The following is an 18,142-nucleotide window of genomic DNA, read 5'->3' on the forward strand; positions in this document are numbered from 1 at the left end:
TGGACCACCATGCCGGCCGGGGTGCGGATGGCGACGGCCAGGGCGTCCGGGATGGAGTGGTTGACCGCGACGAACTCGCAGTCGAAGGGGCCGATGCGTTCGCGGTGCCCCTCCGCCACCTCGAGGGTGTACGGGCGGATGCGGTGCTCCTGGAGCTTGGCCTCGATGAGCGCGAGGGTCAGCTTGGAGCCGATGAGCGGGATGTCCGGCTTCTCGCGCAGGAGGAAGGGGACGCCGCCGATGTGGTCCTCGTGGCCGTGTGTGAGGACGATGCCCTCGATGTCGTCGAGGCGGTCCCTCACGGACGAGAAGTCCGGCAGGATCAGGTCGATTCCGGGCTGCTCCTCCTCCGGGAAGAGCACACCGCAGTCGACGATGAGCAGGCGGCCGCCGTACTCGAAGACCGTCATGTTTCGGCCGATCTCGCCGAGACCGCCGAGTGGGGTGACCCGCAGGCCGCCCTCGGGGAGCGGCGGCGGCGGGGCCAGTTCAGGATGCGGATGACTCAAAAGACTCTCCTCACCACGCACGCCACGTACCGGTGGGCACGTGGCGCGCGTGACGTTCGTGCGTGTAGCAGTTGTCGTTGTGGTGTGCGGGCACCGGTGCCCGCGTATTCAGTTGTTGAGTCTGGTTGCGCGCCCGGCGCGCGAAGTCTGGTGTTAGAGCTGTACCCCGCCGGCGGCAAGATCGATCTTGAGCTGCTCGATCTCTTCGGAAGAGAGCTCGACCATGGGGGCGCGAAGGGGTCCGGCGGGGAGCCCCTGGAGGGCGAGCGCCGCCTTGGTGGTCATCACGCCCTGGGTGCGGAACATGCCCGTGTAGACCGGGAGCAGCTTCTGGTGGATCTCGGTGGCCTTCTGGACGTCGCCGGAGGTGAACGCCTCGACCAGGGCGCGCAGATCCGGGGTGACCACATGGCCGACGACCGAGACGAAGCCGACCGCGCCCACGGAGAGCAGCGGGAGGTTCAGCATGTCGTCGCCGGAGTACCAGGCGAGGCCGGAGCGGGCGATGGCCCAGCTGGCGCGGCCGAGGTCGCCCTTGGCGTCCTTGTTGGCGACGATCCGCGGGTGTTCGGCGAGACGGACCAGGGTCTCGCTGTTGATCGGCACGCCGCTGCGCCCGGGGATGTCGTAGAGCATGACGGGCAGCTCGGCGGCGTCGGCGACGGCCTTGAAGTGCCGGTACAGGCCTTCCTGCGGGGGCTTGTTGTAGTACGGCGTGACGATGAGCAGGCCGTGTGCGCCGGTGCGTTCGGCCGCGCGGGCGAGCTCGATGCTGTGGTGGGTGTCGTTGGTGCCGACCCCGGCGACGACGTGGGCGCGGTCGCCGACCGCCTCCAGTACGGCTCGTACGAGGTCCGATTTCTCCGCGTCACTGGTGGTGGGGGACTCGCCGGTGGTGCCGTTGATGATCAGGCCGTCGTTGCCTGCGTCCACCAGGTGGGTGGCGAGCCGCTGTGCGCCGTCGAGGTCGAGTGCGCCGTCCGCCGTGAACGGCGTGACCATGGCGGTGAGGACCCGCCCGAAGGGGGTCTGCGGAGTGGAGGTCGGAGCCATGGCATACACGCTACTCGGTGCTCATCGCACGGTCTGCCCTCGGGGGCTCGGAAAAGTCCGGACAAATGCGGAGCCCGGCACTGCCTGCTCGGGGGTTCAAGCAGTACCGGGTCCGTTTGATCAGGCTAGATGAACTTCTCTAAATGCCGCAATACGGACACTTCGCGAGGTGGACCCGTACATCTGTGCCCTGCGGCGAAACAGGCGTCCGTTACGGCGCCACACGGCCGTTCGCATTGAAGGCGGCGTAGGTGAGCGGCATGAGCTTGGCCCACTCCGCCTCCATCTTCTCGCCGACCATCTCGATCTCCCGCTGCGGGAAGGACGGGACCTTCGCCTGTTCGTGCTGGGTACGCAGACCGAGGAAGTGCATCAGCGAGCGGGCGTTGCAGGTGGCGTACATCGAGGAGAACAGGCCGACGGGCAGGACCGAACGGGCGACCTCGCGGGCGACGCCCTGCGCGAGCATGTCCTGGTAGGCCCGGTACGCCTGGCGGTACGACTCCTCCATCGCGTGCCCGACGGACTCGTGCTGCTCCGGGGTGCCCTCGACGAAGACGTACTTGCCCGGGCGGCCCTGCTGGACGAGCTTGCGGTCGGGGCCGGGGACGTAGAAGACGGGCTGGAGCTCCCGGTAGCGGCCGGACTCCTCGTTGTACGACCAGCCCACGCGGTGCCGCATGAACTCGCGGAAGACGAGGATCGGGGCGCTGATGAAGAAGGTCATGGAGTTGTGCTCGAACGGGCTGCCGTGCCGGTCGCGCATGAGGTAGTTGATCAGCCCCTTGGAGCGCTCCGGGTCCTTGTTCAGTTCGTCCAGGGACTGCTCTCCGACGGTCGACACCCTGGCGGCGAACAGCACGTCGGAGTCGGCCGCACTGTGCTTGACCAGTTCGACGGTGACGTCGTCGCGCAGTTCGATCTTGAAATCGTCGTCGGGGGTGGAGGTCACGTTCGGGGGGTTCCTTCCCATCACATCGGCGGTCGGCGCCCACTCTACGCGTGAACCGATTTGCCAATAGAGGGCACCATTTGCGGTACCCGCTCGTCTGTACAGGCAGGAGTTGTCTGTTCGATCCCCGAAGGGAGAAGTACCCCCATGCTGTTGCGTCGGCGCGAGCCCGTACCGTTCGCCTTCCTCGCCGAAGCCGACAGGTTCCGCAGCGATGTCACCCCTCCGCCCCGGGAGCGCGCGTCCGCCGGTGAGATAGCCGGGCGTTGGCTGCTGGGGCTGACGATCGTCGCCGGACTCGTGGGCTCACTGGTTCTCGGGATGCCGGCGCTGTCGCAGGATCAGGCGCCCTCACAGAGCCAGCAGTCCCAGGCGTCCCAGGGGCACTGACTCAGACGGGCCCCCTGAAGTGGCTCATGACAACACCGGCGGATAGCCTCACCGGGCACAGCCCACGCCTGGATCGAGTGAGGACCCGCCGTGCCCCTGCCCTTCCTGACGGCCGACCGCGCATTCGACACGACGGACGACGTCGCTTTGCCGTTCGACGACCGTGACCGCTGGCGGCGCCCCTACCGGCCCGGTCCGTGGCGGGTGGGTGTGGCGGCGATCCTGCTGCTGCTCGCGTCGTACGTGCTGTTCGCGGCGGTGATCATCGCGCTGACCGACTCGCCGTCGGAGGCCGCCGTGGTCCTCGGCATCGCGCTGCTCGTCATCCTGGGCTCGCTGCGGCTGCTGCGCATGGGGGTGTGGGTGAGCGCCCGCGGGGTCCGTCGGGTGGGCTTCCTGGTCACCCGCACGGTGTCCTGGGACCAGGTCGTCGCCGTGCGCACGGCCCAGCAGCCGGTGCGCTGGCTCGGACTCCCGCGCACCGTCCAGGGACAGGCCCTGACCCTCGTACGGCAGGGCCGGGCGCCGGAGGACGTGCCGCCGCTGCTGACCACGCACAACGCGGACTTCCTCGCGCGCGGCCAGGCCTTCGACCGGGCCGCGGACGCGGTGGAGGCGTGGGCGGCGGAGTACGGGCGGGTCTGAGCCGGACAGACGTCGAAGGGGCCGGTCCGCGGCGAACGCGGACCGGCCCCTTCGGTGTGCGTGAGGCCAGGCCCCGATGTCGGTGCTGTGGGGCCAGGACCCGATGTCGGTGCTGTGGGGCCAGGACCCGATATCGGTGCTAGGCCTCGATCGTCCTGCCGTCGTGCAGGGCTATCGCGCGCTGCATCGCCTTGCGGGCGCGCGGGGTGTCGCGGGCGTCGTGGTAGGCGACGGCGAGGCGGAACCAGCTGCGCCAGTCGTCGGGGGCGGCCTCCGTCTCGGCCTTGCGCTTGGCGAAGACCTCGTCGGCCGAGTCGCGGTCGATCCGGCCGGCGGGCGTGCGCTTCAGTTCGTCGACGGGCAGGCCGCCCTCGGCGTCGAGTTCGGCGGCCAGGGCGTTGGCCCGGCGGACGAACTGGGTGTTCTTCCACAGGAACCACAGGCCGATCACCGGCAGGATCAGCACCGCGACGCCGAACGTGACGGTGACCACGGTGCCGGACTCGATCAGCATGACGCCGCGGCTGCCGACCAGGACGAAGTAGAAGACCAGGACGGCGGCCGTGACGGCGTAGGACAGCTTGGCGCGCATCAGCCCAGGTCCAGGAAGTTCTCCAGGCCGAAGGTCAGGCCCGGGGTCGTGACCACGCGGCGGGCGCCGAGCAGGATGCCCGGCATGAAGCTGCTGTGGTGGAGGGAGTCGTGGCGGATCGTCAGGGTCTCGCCCTCGCCGCCGAGCAGGACCTCCTGGTGGGCCAGCAGGCCGCGCAGCCGGACGGAGTGGACGGGGATCCCGTCGACGTCCGCGCCGCGCGCTCCGTCCACGGCCGTCTCCGTGGCGTCCGGCGCGGGGGCGGTGCCCGCCTCGGCGCGGGCGGAGGCGATCAGCTGGGCGGTGCGCGTGGCGGTGCCCGAAGGGGCGTCGACCTTCTTCGGGTGGTGCAGCTCGATGACCTCCACCGACTCGAAGTACGGCGCGGCGATCTGCGCGAACTTCATGTTCAGTACGGCCCCGATGGAGAAGTTGGGCGCGATGAGGACGCCGGTCTTGGGGGAGGCGGCGAGCCAGCCGTCGAGCTGCGCGAGCCGCTCGTCGGTCCACCCCGTCGTCCCTACGACCGCGTGGATGCCGTGGCCGAGGCAGTACTCCAGGTTCTCCATCACCGAGGCGGGCGTGGTCAGTTCGACGGCGACCTGGGCGCCCGTCTCGGCGAGGGTCTCCAGCTTGTCGCCCCGGCCGAGAGCGGCGACCAGTTCCATGTCCTCGGCGGCCTCGACGGCCTTGACGGCCTCGGAGCCGATCCGGCCCTTGGCACCGAGGACCGCCACGCGCAGCTTGCTCATCTTCTTGCTTCCTTAAGGGGAGGGCTTACGCGACCGCTTCGTGCAGTCGGGCCGCCTGCTTGTCCTTCAGCGGGCCGATGACCGACAGCGACGGGCGCTGTCCCAGGATCTCGCGGGCGACCTCGCGCACGTCGTCCGGGGTGACCGACGCTATCCGGCCCAGCATGTCGTCGACGGACATCTGCTCGCCCCAGCACAGCTCGCTCTTGCCGATGCGGTTCATCAGCGCGCCGGTGTCCTCGAGGCCGAGGACGGTGGAGCCCCGCAGCTGGCCGATGGCGCGGCCGATCTCGTCGTCGGTCAGGCCGTGTTCGGCGACCTGGTCGAGTTCGTCGCGGCAGATCTTCAGCACGTCGTGGACCTGCGAGGGCCGGCAGCCGGCGTAGACGCCGAACAGGCCGCAGTCGGCGAAGCCGGAGGTGTACGAGTACACGCTGTAGGCCAGGCCGCGCTTCTCGCGGACCTCCTGGAAGAGCCGGGAGGACATGCCGCCGCCGAGCGCGGTGTTGAGCACGCCGAGGGCCCAGCGGCGGTCGTCGGTGCGGGCCAGGCCCGGCATGCCGAGGACGACGTGGGCCTGTTCGGTCCTGCGGCCGACCAGCTCGACGCGGCCCGCGGTGCGCAGGGCCCGCCTGCCGTCGCGCGGGGCGATGGGGGCGGCCTCCAGGTTCTTGAGGGCGCCGGCCTTCTCGAAGGCGGCCCGGACCTGTCGTACGACCTTGTTGTGGTCGACGTTGCCCGCGGCCGCGACCACCAGGTGGGTGGGGTCGTAGTGCTTCTTGTAGAAGCGGCGGATGCGGTCGGCGGTCAGGGCGTTGACGGTGTCGACGGTGCCGAGGACCGGGCGGCCGAGGGGGTTGTCGCCGAACATGGTGTGCGCGAACAGGTCGTGCACGCAGTCGCCCGGGTCGTCCTCGGTCATGGCGATCTCTTCGAGGATGGCGCCGCGCTCGACGTTGACGTCCTCTTCGAGGATCAGGGAGCCGGTCAGCATGTCGCAGACGACGTCTATGGCGAGCGGCAGGTCGGAGTCGAGCACGCGCGCGTAGTAGCACGTGTACTCCTTCGCCGTGAACGCGTTCATCTCGCCGCCGACCGCGTCGAGGGCGGAGGAGATGTCCAGGGCGCTGCGCTGGGAGGTGCCCTTGAAGAGGAGGTGCTCCAGGTAGTGCGTGGCGCCGTTCAGGGACGGGGTCTCGTCGCGGGAGCCCACGTGTGCCCAGATGCCGAAGGTCGCGGAGCGGACCGAGGGGAGGGTCTCGGTGACGATGCGCAGGCCGCCCGGGAGGGTGGTCTTGCGGACGGTGCCGATGCCGTTCTCGCCCTTGATGAGGGTTTGGGTACGGGCGACGGCCCGCGCCTCCGAGGAGGTGCGGGCCGTCGCCGTGGAGTTGCTCGACGTCACTTGTCGGTGTCGTCCTTCTTGTCCTCGGAGCCTTCTTCGCCCTCGATCACGGGGATCAGGGAGAGCTTGCCGCGGGAGTCGATCTCGGCGATCTCGACCTGGACCTTCTGGCCCACACCGAGGACGTCCTCGACGTTCTCCACGCGCTTGCCGCCCGCGAGCTTGCGGATCTGCGAGATGTGCAGCAGACCGTCCTTGCCCGGGAGCAGCGACACGAACGCGCCGAAGGTCGTCGTCTTCACGACGGTGCCCAGGTAGCGCTCGCCGACCTCCGGCATGGTCGGGTTGGCGATGCCGTTGATCGTGGTGCGGGCGGCCTCGGCGGCCGGGCCGTCGGCGGCACCGATGTAGATGGTGCCGTCGTCCTCGATCGTGATCTCGGCGCCGGTGTCCTCCTGGATCTGGTTGATCATCTTGCCCTTGGGGCCGATGACCTCGCCGATCTTGTCCACGGGGATCTTGACGGTGATGATCCGCGGGGCGTTCGGGGACATCTCGTCCGGGGTGTCGATCGCTTCCATCATCACGTCGAGGATGTGGAGGCGGGCGTCGCGGGCCTGCTTGAGGGCCGCGGCCAGGACGGAGGCGGGGATGCCGTCCAGCTTGGTGTCGAGCTGGAGGGCGGTGACGAACTCCTTGGTGCCGGCGACCTTGAAGTCCATGTCGCCGAAGGCGTCCTCCGCACCGAGGATGTCGGTGAGGGTGACGTAGTGCGTCTCGCCGTCGATGTCCTGGGAGATCAGGCCCATGGCGATACCGGCGACGGGGGCCTTCAGCGGCACACCGGCGTTCAGCAGCGACATGGTGGAGGCGCAGACCGAGCCCATGGAGGTGGAGCCGTTGGAGCTCAGCGCCTCGGAGACCTGGCGGATCGCGTAGGGGAACTCCTCGCGGGTCGGCAGGACCGGGACCAGGGCGCGCTCGGCGAGGGCGCCGTGGCCGATCTCGCGGCGCTTCGGGGAGCCGACGCGGCCGGTCTCACCGGTGGAGTACGGCGGGAAGTTGTAGTTGTGCATGTAGCGCTTGCGGGTCACCGGGGAGAGGGTGTCCAGCTGCTGCTCCATGCGGAGCATGTTGAGGGTGGTGACGCCCAGGATCTGGGTCTCGCCACGCTCGAACACCGCGGAGCCGTGCACGCGCGGGATGGCCTCGACCTCGGCGGCGAGCGTACGGATGTCCGTGACGCCACGGCCGTCGATGCGCTTCTTCTCCTTGATCACGCGCTCGCGGACGAGCTGCTTGGTCAGGGAGCGGTACGCGGCGGAGATCTCCTTCTCGCGGCCCTCGAACTCCGGGAGGAGCTTCTCGGCGGCGAGCGCCTTCACGCGGTCCAGCTCGGACTCGCGCTCCTGCTTGCCGGCGATGGTCAGCGCGGAGGCGAGCTCCGGGCGGACCGCGGCGGACAGCGCCTCCAGGACGTCGTCCTGGTAGTCGAGGAAGATCGGGAACTCGCCGGTGGGCTTGGCGGCCTTCGCGGCGAGGTCGGCCTGGGCCTTGCAGAGGACCTTGATGAAGGGCTTCGCGGCTTCCAGACCGGCGGCGACGACCTCCTCGGTCGGGGCCTCGGCGCCGCCCTTGACCAGCTGGATGGTCTTCTCGGTGGCCTCGGCCTCGACCATCATGATCGCGACGTCGCCGTCCTCCAGGGTGCGGCCCGCGACGACCATGTCGAAGACGGCGTCCTCGAGCTCGGAGTGCGTCGGGAAGGCGACCCACTGGCCGTTGATCAGCGCGACGCGGACGCCGCCGATCGGGCCGGAGAAGGGCAGACCGGCCAGCTGGGTGGACGCGGAGGCGGCGTTGATCGCCACGACGTCGTACAGGTGGTCGGGGTTGAGCGCCATGATGGTGGCGACGACCTGGATCTCGTTGCGCAAGCCCTTCTTGAAGGAGGGGCGCAGCGGGCGGTCGATGAGGCGGCAGGTGAGGATCGCGTCCTCGGAGGGCCGGCCCTCGCGGCGGAAGAAGCTGCCGGGGATCTTGCCGGCGGCGTACATCCGCTCCTCGACGTCCACCGTCAGGGGGAAGAAGTCGAGCTGGTCCTTGGGGTTCTTCGAGGCGGTGGTGGCCGACAGCACCATGGTGTCGTCGTCCAGGTAGGCCACGGCGGAGCCGGCGGCCTGCTTGGCGAGGCGGCCCGTCTCGAAGCGGATGGTGCGGGTGCCGAAGGAGCCGTTGTCGATGACGGCCTCGGCGTAGTGGGTCTCGTTCTCCACTAGGTGCTCTCCGTTACTTTTCGTCTGCGTTCGTCTTTGTCCCGATCCGCCCGTGTGGCGGGGGGACGTGCGCGGAGAAGCGCTCCATCTGGTGCGGGCCGGTCTTCGATCGAAGCACCCGGGTTCGCAAGGCCCGGGGGCCACTACCGAGGACCGGCGGCGGCGAGGTGCACTTCTCCTCGTGGTACTGCGTTGTGCTACCACACTACAAAGTGGGTGTGACACTGCGCACGTTTCCGTACGTACGGCGTGCACGTACGGGGCGCGCATACGGCAAAGGGAGCGGCCCCCGATCGTTTCGGGAACCGCTCCCTTCACGGCGTCCTACTTGGCGCCCGCCGCACCGCGGCGGATGCCGAGGCGGTCGACCAGCGTACGGAAGCGCTGGATGTCCTTCTTCGCCAGGTACTGGAGAAGGCGGCGGCGCTGACCGACCAGGATCAGCAGACCACGACGGGAGTGGTGGTCGTGCTTGTGGGTCTTGAGGTGCTCGGTCAGGTCGGAGATCCGACGCGAGAGCATGGCGACCTGGACCTCGGGGGAGCCGGTGTCGCCCTCCTTCTGGCCGAACTCGCTGATGATCTGCTTCTTCGTAGCGGCGTCGAGCGACACGCGTACTCCTCGTAGTCTCTTGGGTAGCCACCGAGTGCCCCTGGTCCACTTCTCAGGGGTGCTTCCGTAACTCGGGAGGCGGGGATCCGCTGGGCGCGGCCTCCAGAGCGCGGGGCTCCGGGGGTGCGTACACAAACGGCCGTCAGCCAGCGTATCAGCCCGGCGGGAGTGCCCAGGACCAGGCCGGCGTCGTACGAACGAAGCGGCGGCTGCCGCCCGTGTGGGTGACAGCCGCCGTCAACCGGTCGGGGCGTGCGTCAGCTGGTCATGCCGCGGGCCGCCGCGTACAGGTCGAGGACCGCGAGGCACAGCGGGACGAGGGACAGCAGCACCGCGCCCTCGCTCAGGTCGAGCATGCGGCCCCAGAACGGGGTGACGCCCTTGCGCGGGACGATCAGGGCGACCGCCACCAGGAGCATGGCGCCGAACGCGACCGCGGCGGAGAGCCAGACGGTGCGGATGTCCAGCGGGGCGTGGTTGTGGTTGTAGACGAGCTCTTCCATGATGTCGGCCGGCGGGTTCAGGGCGAGGCCGAGGACCAGCAGGCTGACGGTGACGATGCCCGAGATCATCAGGGTGACGACCTGGGACGTGTACAGGAAGAGTCGGGCCCGCATCAGCATGGCGAGGCCGGCCGCCAGCGACAGCAGCTGGGCCCAGCCGCTGGTGGAGAAGCCGAGCACCACACCGGCGGAGGCGACCCCGGTGACCGCGCAGCCGCCGACGAGGCCGAGCAGCAGCTCGTGGCCGCGGCGGGCCTGGTCGGTGATGAGCTGGTAGTCGACCGGCTCCTGCTCCTGCTGGTCCTCGGCGCGGCCGCGCTTGGCGATCTGGTCGGGCGAGCGGAAGCCGATGGGCAGCCGGGAGAAGCGGGCGGACCAGCCGGGCAGGAAGCCGATGACGGCGATCATGACGACGGCGGTGACGGCGGCGGTCTCGCGCGGCTCGGCCTCGGAGACGATCGCGGCGAAGGTGGCGAGAACGCCGATGCCGGCGCCGAACGCGGCGGCGATGAAGGGCGCGTCCTTCTGCGGGAGCATCAGGACGAGCAGCACGGCGGCGACGAGGACGGCGGCGAAACCGACGAGGAGGTTCAGCCGGCCGGGGCCCTCGCCCGCGTCGAGGCCCATGATGCCGGAGCCGCCCACCATCAGGTGCGGCAGCGAGGCGATGCCGAGGGCCACGGCCGCGTGGTGGTCGTCGTAGACCCGCGCGCGTACGGAGGCGAGCGCGACCAGGACGATGCCGGTGACGCCCGCGATGACCCCGGGCAGGCCGTGCATGTCGTGGCGCAGCGGCTCGGAGAACCACAGGGCCAGCGCCATCATGGTCAGCAGCAGTGCGCCGGCGGTCAGGCCGACGATCCGCATCATGCCGTCGTTCCAGCTGCGCCGGTCGGCCTCGACGACCGCGGCCACGGCGTCCACGACGTCGTCGAAGACGGCGGGCGGCAGCGAGTCCGCGAACGGCCGCAGGAGCAGCAATTCACCATCGCGTATCTGCTGTTCGGCGAGCGAGCGGCCGTCGTCGAGGACGGAGCCGTCCCTGCGCACCAGGTTGTACCCGGTGGGCGCGGCCTCCTCGGGCGTCTGTCCCGACAGCCGCAGGATCTCCGGGTATACGTCAGAGAGCGGCACGTCCTCGGGAAGTGCCACGTCGATCCGGCTGTTCGGTGCCGCCACCGTGACCCGGCAGAATCCGGTTGCTGAAACCGTACTCACCTGACGGTTCCCCCTAGTCCAGTACTCGGTGATTCGTCGCGGTTTGCCAGGGCGAAACCCGCTCCCCGCTGCGTTTGGAGCGTCACCCTACCGTCCCCTTGCGGCTTCTCCTCATCCCCTCCCGGCTCAACGGGCCCGCAGAACAGTAGGATCAACGCCCGACTCATGCGTTGGCAGAGCCCCATGAGTCGACGAACATACGGGGGCCGTCACGACGGGGGCGGTTCGACATTGCTATCGCGTGAAGGACTGGTGGATCGGTGAGCGTCGTCATCGTCAAGCGCCCGCCGCGGGTTTACCCGCCGGAGGTGCCGAATGAGGAGGTCAAGCTCGAGTCCCCTCCCGAACTGCCTCGTACCGAGGACGACAGTCTGCTGATGAACCTGCTGCCCATGCTGGGCATGGGTTCGTCGGCGGCGTTCTTCTTCATGCCGGGCGCCCAGGGCTTCATGAAGATCATGGGCGGCCTGATGATGGTGTCCACGGTCGCCATGCTGGTCGCCCAGATCGTGCGGGCCCGCAAGGGACCCTCCGGTCAGATGGCCGAGGCCCGGCGCGACTACCTCAAGTACCTGGCGCAGAAGCGTCGTGAGGTACGGCGCACGGTGCACAAGCAGCGCGACGCCCAGTACTACCTGCACCCGGCGCCGGAACAGCTGTGGGCGCTGGTCGCCGAGGGGTCGCGGCTGTGGGAACGGCGGTCCATGGACCAGGACTTCGTCCAGGTCCGCATCGGCCTCGGCCCGCAGCAGCTGGCCACCCCGCTGGTCGCCCCCGACACCGCGCCGGTGGACGAGCTGGAGCCGCTGACCGCCCACGCGATGCAGCAGTTCATCGCGAGCTACGGCACGCTCGGTGAACTTCCTCTGGCCATCGGGCTGCGCTCCTTCTACCACGTGACGATCTCCGGTGACGCCGAGACGGTCTACGGCCAGACCCGGTCCATGGTCGGCCAGTTGGCCGCGCTGCACTCGCCCGAGGACGTGGTGGTCGCGGTCGTGGCCTCGCCGGGCGCGGCGGTGGACTGGGAGTGGACCAAGTGGCTGCCGCACATGCAGCACAAGGAGTCCGACGGCGCGGGTTCCCGGCGTCTGCTCTGCTACGACCTCGGCGAGCTGGAGGAGATGATCGCCCACCAGCTGGAGGGCCGCCCCCGCTGGAGCCGGGACGGTTCGCCGGTCCTCGACCAGCCGCACGTGGTCGTCGTCCTCGACGGCGGCGGGGTGCCCGCGGACTCGGTGCTGGCCTCGGCGGAGGGCCTGCAGGGCGTGACCATCCTCGAGGTGGTGCCCGGTGAACTCGACGAGGCGCGGGGCTCGTTGTCGATCCGGGTGTGGCCGGACGCCATGGAGCTGGAGGCGGGCACGGGTGTCTTCACCGGTGTCCCCGACGTGCTGTCGCAGGCGCAGGCCGAGTCGCTGGCCCGGCAGCTGGCGCCGCTGCGCCTCGGTGCCGCCGACGCGGACGAACCGCTGCTGGCGAACCTGGACTTCACCGACCTGATGCAGATCGGTGACGCGGCGGGCGTGGACGTCTCGCGCACCTGGCGGCCGCGCACGCTGCACGAGCGGCTGCGGGTGCCGATCGGTCTCGGCGAGAACGGCGAGCCGGTCATGCTGGACATCAAGGAGGCCTCGCAGGAGGGCATGGGCCCGCACGGTCTGTGCGTCGGCGCCACCGGTTCCGGCAAGTCGGAGCTGCTGCGCACGCTGGTGCTGGGCCTCGCGGTCACGCACTCCTCCGAGACGCTCAACTTCGTCCTCGCGGACTTCAAGGGCGGTGCCACCTTCACCGGCATGGGGTCCATGCCGCACGTCTCCGCGGTCATCACCAACCTGGCCGACGAGCTCACCCTGGTGGACCGCATGCGCGACTCCATCACCGGTGAGCTGACCCGCCGTCAGGAGCTGCTGCGGCAGGCCGGCAACTACGCCAACATCACCGACTACGAGAAGGCGCGGGCCGCCGGTGCGGCGCTGGACCCGCTGCCCTCGCTCGTCCTGATCATCGACGAGTTCAGCGAACTCCTCGCCGCCAAGCCGGACTTCATCGAGATGTTCATCCAGATCGGCCGGATCGGCCGTTCGCTGGGTGTGCACATGCTGCTCGCCTCGCAGCGACTGGAAGAAGGCAAGCTGCGCGGTCTGGACACCTTCCTGTCGTACCGCATCGGTCTGCGCACCTTCTCCGCGGCCGAGTCCCGCACCGCGATCGGTGTGCCCGACGCCTACCACCTGCCGAACGTCCCCGGCGCGGGCATCCTCAAGTACGACACCGAGACGATGGTGCAGTTCAAGGCGGCGTACGTGTCCGGCACCTACCGGCCGAACGGGCCGATGGCGCAGGGCGGCGGGCGGATCGACCGCTCCCCCGTGCTGTTCACCGCGGCGCCGGTGCCGGTGCGGATCCTCGCCGAGCCGGAGCCGGAGACCCGGAGCAACCAGGTCGACGACGCGCTCGCCGACACCGTCCTCGACGTCATCGTCAGCCGCCTGGAGGGACAGGGTCCGCCCGCCCACCAGGTGTGGCTGCCGCCGCTGGACGAGCCGTTCAGCCTCGACCAGGTGCTGCCGGCGCTGGGCGTCAGCCCGGAGCGCGGTCTGCACGCCGAGGGCTACCACGCGCAGAGCAAGCTGATCGTCCCGGTCGGCCTGGTCGACAAGCCGTTCGAGCAGCGCCGTGACGTGATGTACGCGGACCTCTCGGGTGCCGCCGGTCACGCGCTGATCGTGGGTGGCCCGCAGTCCGGCAAGTCGACGCTGGTGCGCACCATGATCACGTCGTTCGCGCTCACCCACACACCGGCCGAAGTGCAGTTCTACGCCCTCGACTTCGGCGGTGGCGGCATGCTCGCGCTGGAGAACCTGGCCCACATGGGCGGCGCGGCCTCCCGTCTGGACCAGGAGAAGGTCCGCCGTACGGTGGCGGAGGTGCACGGCATCCTGAACGCCCGAGAGGAGTTCTTCCGCTCCAAGAGCATCGACTCCATGGGCACCTTCCGCTCCCGCCGGGCGCAGGGGCACTACCCCGACCAGCAGTGGGGTGATGTCTTCCTCATCATCGACGGCTGGGCGACCTTCAAGAACGACTACGAGATGCTCGACCCGGTCATCGCGGACATCGCGACCCGCGGTCTCGGTTTCGGCATCCACCTGATCATCACCGCGACCCGGTACACCGAGATGCGTCCCGCGCTGCGCGACCAGATCCTGAGCCGGCTCGAACTGCGCCTCGGTGACGCGATGGAGTCGGAGTTCGACCGCAAGCGGGCCGAGAACGTGCCGATGGGCAAGCCCGGCCGCGGTCTGTCGCCGGACAAGCTGGACTACCTCGCCGCCACGCCCCGCATCGACGGGTCGACGCAGGTGGAGGACCTGGCCGACGGCATGGCGAACCTCGTGCAGAGCGTCAACAGCGCCTGGCAGGGCCCGACGGCCCCCAAGGTGCGGATGCTGCCGACGATGCTGCACGCGTCCGAGCTGCCCGGTGGCGGCGACTTCGGCAGCCGCGGTATCGCAGTCGGCGTCGACGAGCTCACCCTCTCGCCGGTCTTCGTGGACTTCGAGACCGACCCGCTGTTCGTCATCTACGGCGAGAGCGAGTCCGGCAAGTCCTCGCTGCTGCGGTTCATGGCCAAGCAGATCGCGGAGCGGTACCAGCCCAACAAGGCGCTGTTCGTGGTGTCGGACTTCCGGCGCGCGCTGCTCGGCCAGGTGCCCGAGAGCCACATGTACAAGTACTGCGCCTCGGGTCCGCAGCTCCAGGAGGTCATGGAGTCGCTGGCCGGCTCGATGAGCCGCCGTATGCCGGGCCCGGACGTGACGCCGGACCAGCTGCGCAACCGCTCCTGGTACAGCGAGCCGGACGCGTTCATCTTCATCGACGACTACGACCTCGTCGCCACGTCGATGGGCAACCCGATGTCGGTGCTCCTGGAGTACCTGCCGTTCGCGCGTGACCTCGGTCTGCGCATCATCCTGGCCCGCACCACGTCGGGTGCCTCGCGCTCCTCCTTCGAGCCGGTCCTCACCCGGATCAAGGAGCTCGGCGCGCAGGGCATCGTGCTGTCCGGCGACCCGTCGGAGGGCCCGGTGTTCAACAACATCAAGGCCGCGCCGATGCCTCCGGGCCGTGGCCAGTTCATCTCCCGCCGGACGAGCGGTCAGCTCGTGCAGACGGGTTACCTGCCGGAGAGCTGAGCCTGCTCTGGTGAGGGGGCGGGCCGTGTGTGCGGTCCGCCCCTCTTTGTTGTTGTGAAGATTCTTGTCGAACGGGGAGAGAAGTCGTGACGGACTACTTCAAGACCGACACCGCCGAACTGGGGCGCTTCAGAAAGACGTTGGAGGACGCGAAGGCGGAACTCGACAACGTCCGCAAGTGGATGCAGGACGTCACCACGGAGGGCATCGGCACCAAGGAGCTGGACGCCGCCTGTGCCGACTTCCACGAGCACTGGAAGTACGGCTCCGAGCAGATCGCCGAGCTGACCGGGAAGTTCGCGGACAGCGTGGGCCAGAGCAAGGCCAACTACGACGAGGTCGACCACGCCCTCGAAGAGGGCTTCCGCAAGGCGGCGGCGCAGGGAGGCGGCAAGTGAGCTCCTATCCTTCGCTGGGCTTCGACCCGGCACCGGGCAACGTCACGGTCGTGTCGGAACTGACGTCCCGGCTCCAGAAGTCCGCGCAGACCATCTCCGACGCCCACACGATGATCGAGAACCTGCGGTCGGGCGGCGACTGGGAGGGGGACGCGGCGGTTGCCTTCCGTGAGCAGCTCGACGGGGCGCTCCCGACGAACCTGAAGAACGCCCACTCCTCCATCACCAGGGCGGCGACCGCGCTGGCCGACTGGCAGAAGGCACTCGACGGCTACCAGCAGCGGGCGAGAGCGCTCGACGGGGACGCCAAGGACGCCAAGGGGAAGATCGAGACGGCGGAGGGTCAGGAGAAGTCGGCTGCCGCGAACCCCGATCTCAAGCTGGCGGGCAGGACGTTCACCGATGACGCCGAGCTGAGGAACGCGCAGGCGCGGCTGGACAAGGCGACCGAGGAGCTCACCAAGGCGCGCGAGGCGGTGACCAACGCCAGGACCGCCTACAGCGACGTCATCAGGAAGGCGCAGGAGCTCCAGGAGGAGCACGGCACCGACGCCCGCGGCAAGGCGCGCGTGCTGCGGGACTCCACGGACAAGCTGGCGCCCGAGGAGCCGAACTGGTTCGAGAAGGCCATGGACTGGGTCGGCGACAACCTCACCGACATCCTCGGCACGATCGCGGCCATCGCGGGCCTCGCGGCGCTGTTCTTCGCCGTGCCGGTCGGCCCCATCCTCCTGCTGGTCGCGGCGGCGGCGAGCGCGGCGACGCTGATCAGCCGGTTGTCGAACCCGGTGGTGCGGGCGTCGCTCAAGGACGGTTTCACCAAGGGGGAGTTCGACGCGGACTTCTGGAGCAACGCGGTGGGAGTGGTCGGCGACAGCCTCGGCATGGTGCCGGGCATCGGTGCCGTCGCACGCGGGGTCAACGGTGCGGCGCGGTCGGCGAGCGCCGGTGCGGAGGCGCTCACCCTGGGCGAGAAGCTGAGCAGTGCGGGCGGCAAGACCTGGCTGGCGGCCCAGCGCATCCACGCCGCCGAGAACCCGCTGACCACCTGGTTGGTGAAGGGCGCCGCCGATCCGTCCGCGGCGGCGAAGGTCATCGATGTCTCGGTCTCCGGCGCGGGTGCGCTCACCGGGACGTACGGCGTGGCCAAAAACCTGTGGGACGAGATCAAGAACCCCGTCGCGGAGAACGCGGCGACCGGGGCGGACGGGGTCCGGGCCGGCAGCTTCGACGGGGCCGGCCATGGTGCCACCGCTCTGAAGACGCTGAAGATCCTGTTCGGCGCGACGCACTGAAGGAGTGGAACTCATGACCGACGAAACGGACGAGTTCGAGTACGCCATCGACGAGTCGGCCATGGAGCGCGGCTGCGACCTGTGGTTCGCGCTCGCGCCCGGCTATGTGGAGGTCCCCTTCCGCGACCTGTTCGCCGATCCGGGGTCCCCGGAGGGCACGAGGGTGGTCGAGGCCGTCAACTCCCTTCTGGAGCTGGTTCCTCCGGAGCAGCGGGCCGGCTTCCTGGAGCAGCTGGCCGAGGCCAGGGCCCTGACCTCGGAGATGCGGCGGGAAGGCGTGGTGAGCTTCGCCATCGGCGCGCACGAAGGGGACGACGGCACGATGCTGGAATCGGTCGTGCTGCTGGCCCGGCGCGAGATCCCGTGGACTCCGCGCAAGCTGGCGGCGGCGCAGGCGGCGACCGCGCGGAGCAACGCGCTGCCGGTCTCCGTGGCGGACCTGCCCTGCGGGCCGGGCGCGTTCACCGAGTCCCTGGTGGAGCTGCCCCCTCAGGCCGACGCCCGGCAGCGGTCCCTGTACGAGGCGACCGCGTACCTGCCGTTCCCGGACGGGCGCAACCTCGCGGTCCTCACCCTGACGACGACGGCCGTGGACGCTCGCGAGCACTACCGTGACGTCCACCGCGCCATGGCGGAGATGGTGAGCTTCGACAATCCGCTCCCCGAGGAGTTCAAGGCCCAGATCCCCGCATCCGAGGTCGAGGCGTCCGTGCGCGCGGTCTTCGGCTGACCCGGGGGGAGTGAAACGCAGTGGATGTTCCCCTGACGAAGACGGCCTGGGAGGACCCGGCCACCCGGTCGGCCTGGCGCCGTACGGCCACGTTCCGGCTCAGTGCCTTCGTGCTCTCGCTGGTGTCCTTCGTGGCCTGGCTGTACGCGGTGCTCCTGACACCGGTATGGACGCTCTGGATCCTCTTCCCGGCCCTGTTCGTGCTCATCTACCTGGCCATGCTCAACACGGCGAGGGTCCTGGGCATCCGGTCGCTGCGCCGGATCCTGAAGGTCTACCCGTGGCAGTCCGTCCCGGGAGCGGCCTCGATCGCGAAGAACGGCACGACCCGGTTCTCCTTCACGGACCCCGAACGCCCGGACAAGTCCGTCTCCCTCGGTTACGGCAGCTTCCTGGGCAGCGGTCGCACGTTCTGGGTCCGCAAGGTCAGAGCCGGCGAGGTCGGCGAGGTCTGGTTCGCCGGCGACCCGCGTTTCCTGGGCGTCGTCGCCGTACCGGGCCCGCGTCGGCTGTTCGGTGTCGCTCAGCGCACGGCGGTGGACGACCGGATGTCGGCTCGCACCCGTGGCGTCAGCCCCGAGGCACGGGAGCGGGCCAGGGCCGCGGGAGCGCGGGTCGGTTGAGGGGCTGAGCAGTCGTGAATACGGCGGTGGCGGCGCCCGGAGAGGGTGCC

Annotated in this window: 16 protein-coding genes (1 of these 16 cut by a window edge); 7 read left to right on the plus strand and 9 right to left on the minus strand. The window is 69.6% G+C overall.

Annotated features, from left to right (window positions below):
• The 3 genes from OHN19_RS11220 to thyX form a co-directional block, all read right to left on the minus strand.
• Positions 1 to 509: the 5' end (the start) of a ribonuclease J gene (locus OHN19_RS11220; protein WP_330264056.1), read on the minus strand. Its footprint begins 1,177 nt before the window's first position; 509 of the gene's 1,686 nt are visible here — the first part of the coding sequence; the start codon lies at positions 507 to 509; the stop codon falls past the left edge of the window.
• Between the two features lie 153 nt (positions 510 to 662).
• Positions 663 to 1,562: a 4-hydroxy-tetrahydrodipicolinate synthase gene (dapA, locus tag OHN19_RS11225; protein ID WP_330264057.1), complete on the minus strand. Its 900-nt coding sequence runs from the start codon at positions 1,560 to 1,562 to the stop codon at positions 663 to 665.
• 211 nt (positions 1,563 to 1,773) lie between these two features.
• The gene (thyX, locus tag OHN19_RS11230) at positions 1,774 to 2,514 is read right to left on the minus strand and encodes an FAD-dependent thymidylate synthase (protein ID WP_330264058.1); all 741 of its coding nucleotides are present in this window, start codon (positions 2,512 to 2,514) and stop codon (positions 1,774 to 1,776) included.
• Between the two features lie 150 nt (positions 2,515 to 2,664).
• On the opposite strand from thyX, the gene OHN19_RS11235 reads away from it, so the two are divergent.
• The gene (locus OHN19_RS11235) at positions 2,665 to 2,904 is read left to right on the plus strand and encodes a hypothetical protein (protein ID WP_330269584.1); all 240 of its coding nucleotides are present in this window, start codon (positions 2,665 to 2,667) and stop codon (positions 2,902 to 2,904) included.
• A 90-nt stretch (positions 2,905 to 2,994) separates the two neighbouring features.
• Positions 2,995 to 3,549 (plus strand): hypothetical protein, encoded by a 555-nt coding sequence (locus OHN19_RS11240; RefSeq protein ID WP_330264059.1) that lies wholly within the window; start codon positions 2,995 to 2,997, stop codon positions 3,547 to 3,549.
• 139 nt (positions 3,550 to 3,688) lie between these two features.
• On the opposite strand, the gene OHN19_RS11245 is transcribed toward OHN19_RS11240, so the two are convergent.
• From OHN19_RS11245 to eccD, 6 genes are all read right to left on the minus strand, one after another.
• Positions 3,689 to 4,141: a hypothetical protein gene (locus tag OHN19_RS11245; protein ID WP_123763444.1), complete on the minus strand. Its 453-nt coding sequence runs from the start codon at positions 4,139 to 4,141 to the stop codon at positions 3,689 to 3,691.
• Positions 4,141 to 4,893, minus strand: a complete 753-nt coding sequence (gene dapB / locus OHN19_RS11250) for a 4-hydroxy-tetrahydrodipicolinate reductase (protein WP_330264060.1) — start codon at positions 4,891 to 4,893, stop codon at positions 4,141 to 4,143. Before dapB ends, OHN19_RS11245 begins: the two co-directional genes overlap by 1 nt.
• A gap of 25 nt (positions 4,894 to 4,918) precedes the next feature.
• The gene (locus tag OHN19_RS11255; RefSeq protein ID WP_330264061.1) at positions 4,919 to 6,298 is read right to left on the minus strand and encodes a pitrilysin family protein; all 1,380 of its coding nucleotides are present in this window, start codon (positions 6,296 to 6,298) and stop codon (positions 4,919 to 4,921) included.
• On the minus strand, positions 6,295 to 8,514 hold the full coding sequence (locus OHN19_RS11260; protein ID WP_330264062.1) for a polyribonucleotide nucleotidyltransferase: 2,220 nt from the start codon (positions 8,512 to 8,514) through the stop codon (positions 6,295 to 6,297). The genes OHN19_RS11255 and OHN19_RS11260 overlap by 4 nt, the downstream gene beginning before the upstream one ends.
• Before the next feature lie 324 nt (positions 8,515 to 8,838).
• Positions 8,839 to 9,126 (minus strand): 30S ribosomal protein S15, encoded by a 288-nt coding sequence (gene rpsO / locus OHN19_RS11265; RefSeq protein WP_028802543.1) that lies wholly within the window; start codon positions 9,124 to 9,126, stop codon positions 8,839 to 8,841.
• Between the two features lie 257 nt (positions 9,127 to 9,383).
• A complete protein-coding gene (gene eccD, locus OHN19_RS11270) occupies positions 9,384 to 10,847 on the minus strand; it encodes a type VII secretion integral membrane protein EccD (RefSeq protein ID WP_330264063.1) in 1,464 nt (487 codons plus the stop codon).
• A 260-nt stretch (positions 10,848 to 11,107) separates the two neighbouring features.
• Here eccD and eccCa point away from each other — a divergent pair, with 260 nt between their 5' ends.
• The 5 genes from eccCa (at position 11,108) to OHN19_RS11295 (ending at position 18,092) form a co-directional block, all read left to right on the plus strand.
• Positions 11,108 to 15,046 (plus strand): type VII secretion protein EccCa, encoded by a 3,939-nt coding sequence (eccCa, locus tag OHN19_RS11275; RefSeq protein WP_330264064.1) that lies wholly within the window; start codon positions 11,108 to 11,110, stop codon positions 15,044 to 15,046.
• Positions 15,047 to 15,132: 86 nt separating this feature from the next.
• Complete coding sequence (locus OHN19_RS11280; RefSeq protein WP_330264065.1) at positions 15,133 to 15,444, plus strand: hypothetical protein; 312 nt, start codon at positions 15,133 to 15,135, stop codon at positions 15,442 to 15,444.
• On the plus strand, positions 15,441 to 16,739 hold the full coding sequence (locus OHN19_RS11285) for a hypothetical protein (RefSeq protein WP_330264066.1): 1,299 nt from the start codon (positions 15,441 to 15,443) through the stop codon (positions 16,737 to 16,739). Before OHN19_RS11280 ends, OHN19_RS11285 begins: the two co-directional genes overlap by 4 nt.
• A gap of 13 nt (positions 16,740 to 16,752) precedes the next feature.
• Positions 16,753 to 17,469 carry a hypothetical protein gene (locus OHN19_RS11290; protein ID WP_330264067.1) on the plus strand — a complete coding sequence of 239 codons (717 nt, stop codon included), beginning with the start codon at positions 16,753 to 16,755 and terminating at the stop codon, positions 17,467 to 17,469.
• A gap of 20 nt (positions 17,470 to 17,489) precedes the next feature.
• A complete protein-coding gene (locus OHN19_RS11295; RefSeq protein ID WP_330264068.1) occupies positions 17,490 to 18,092 on the plus strand; it encodes a hypothetical protein in 603 nt (200 codons plus the stop codon).
• Positions 18,093 to 18,142: the final 50 nt, after the last annotated feature.

It is taken from the genome of Streptomyces griseorubiginosus (genome assembly GCF_036345115.1).
Classification (GTDB): Bacteria; Actinomycetota; Actinomycetes; order Streptomycetales; family Streptomycetaceae; genus Streptomyces; species Streptomyces griseorubiginosus_C.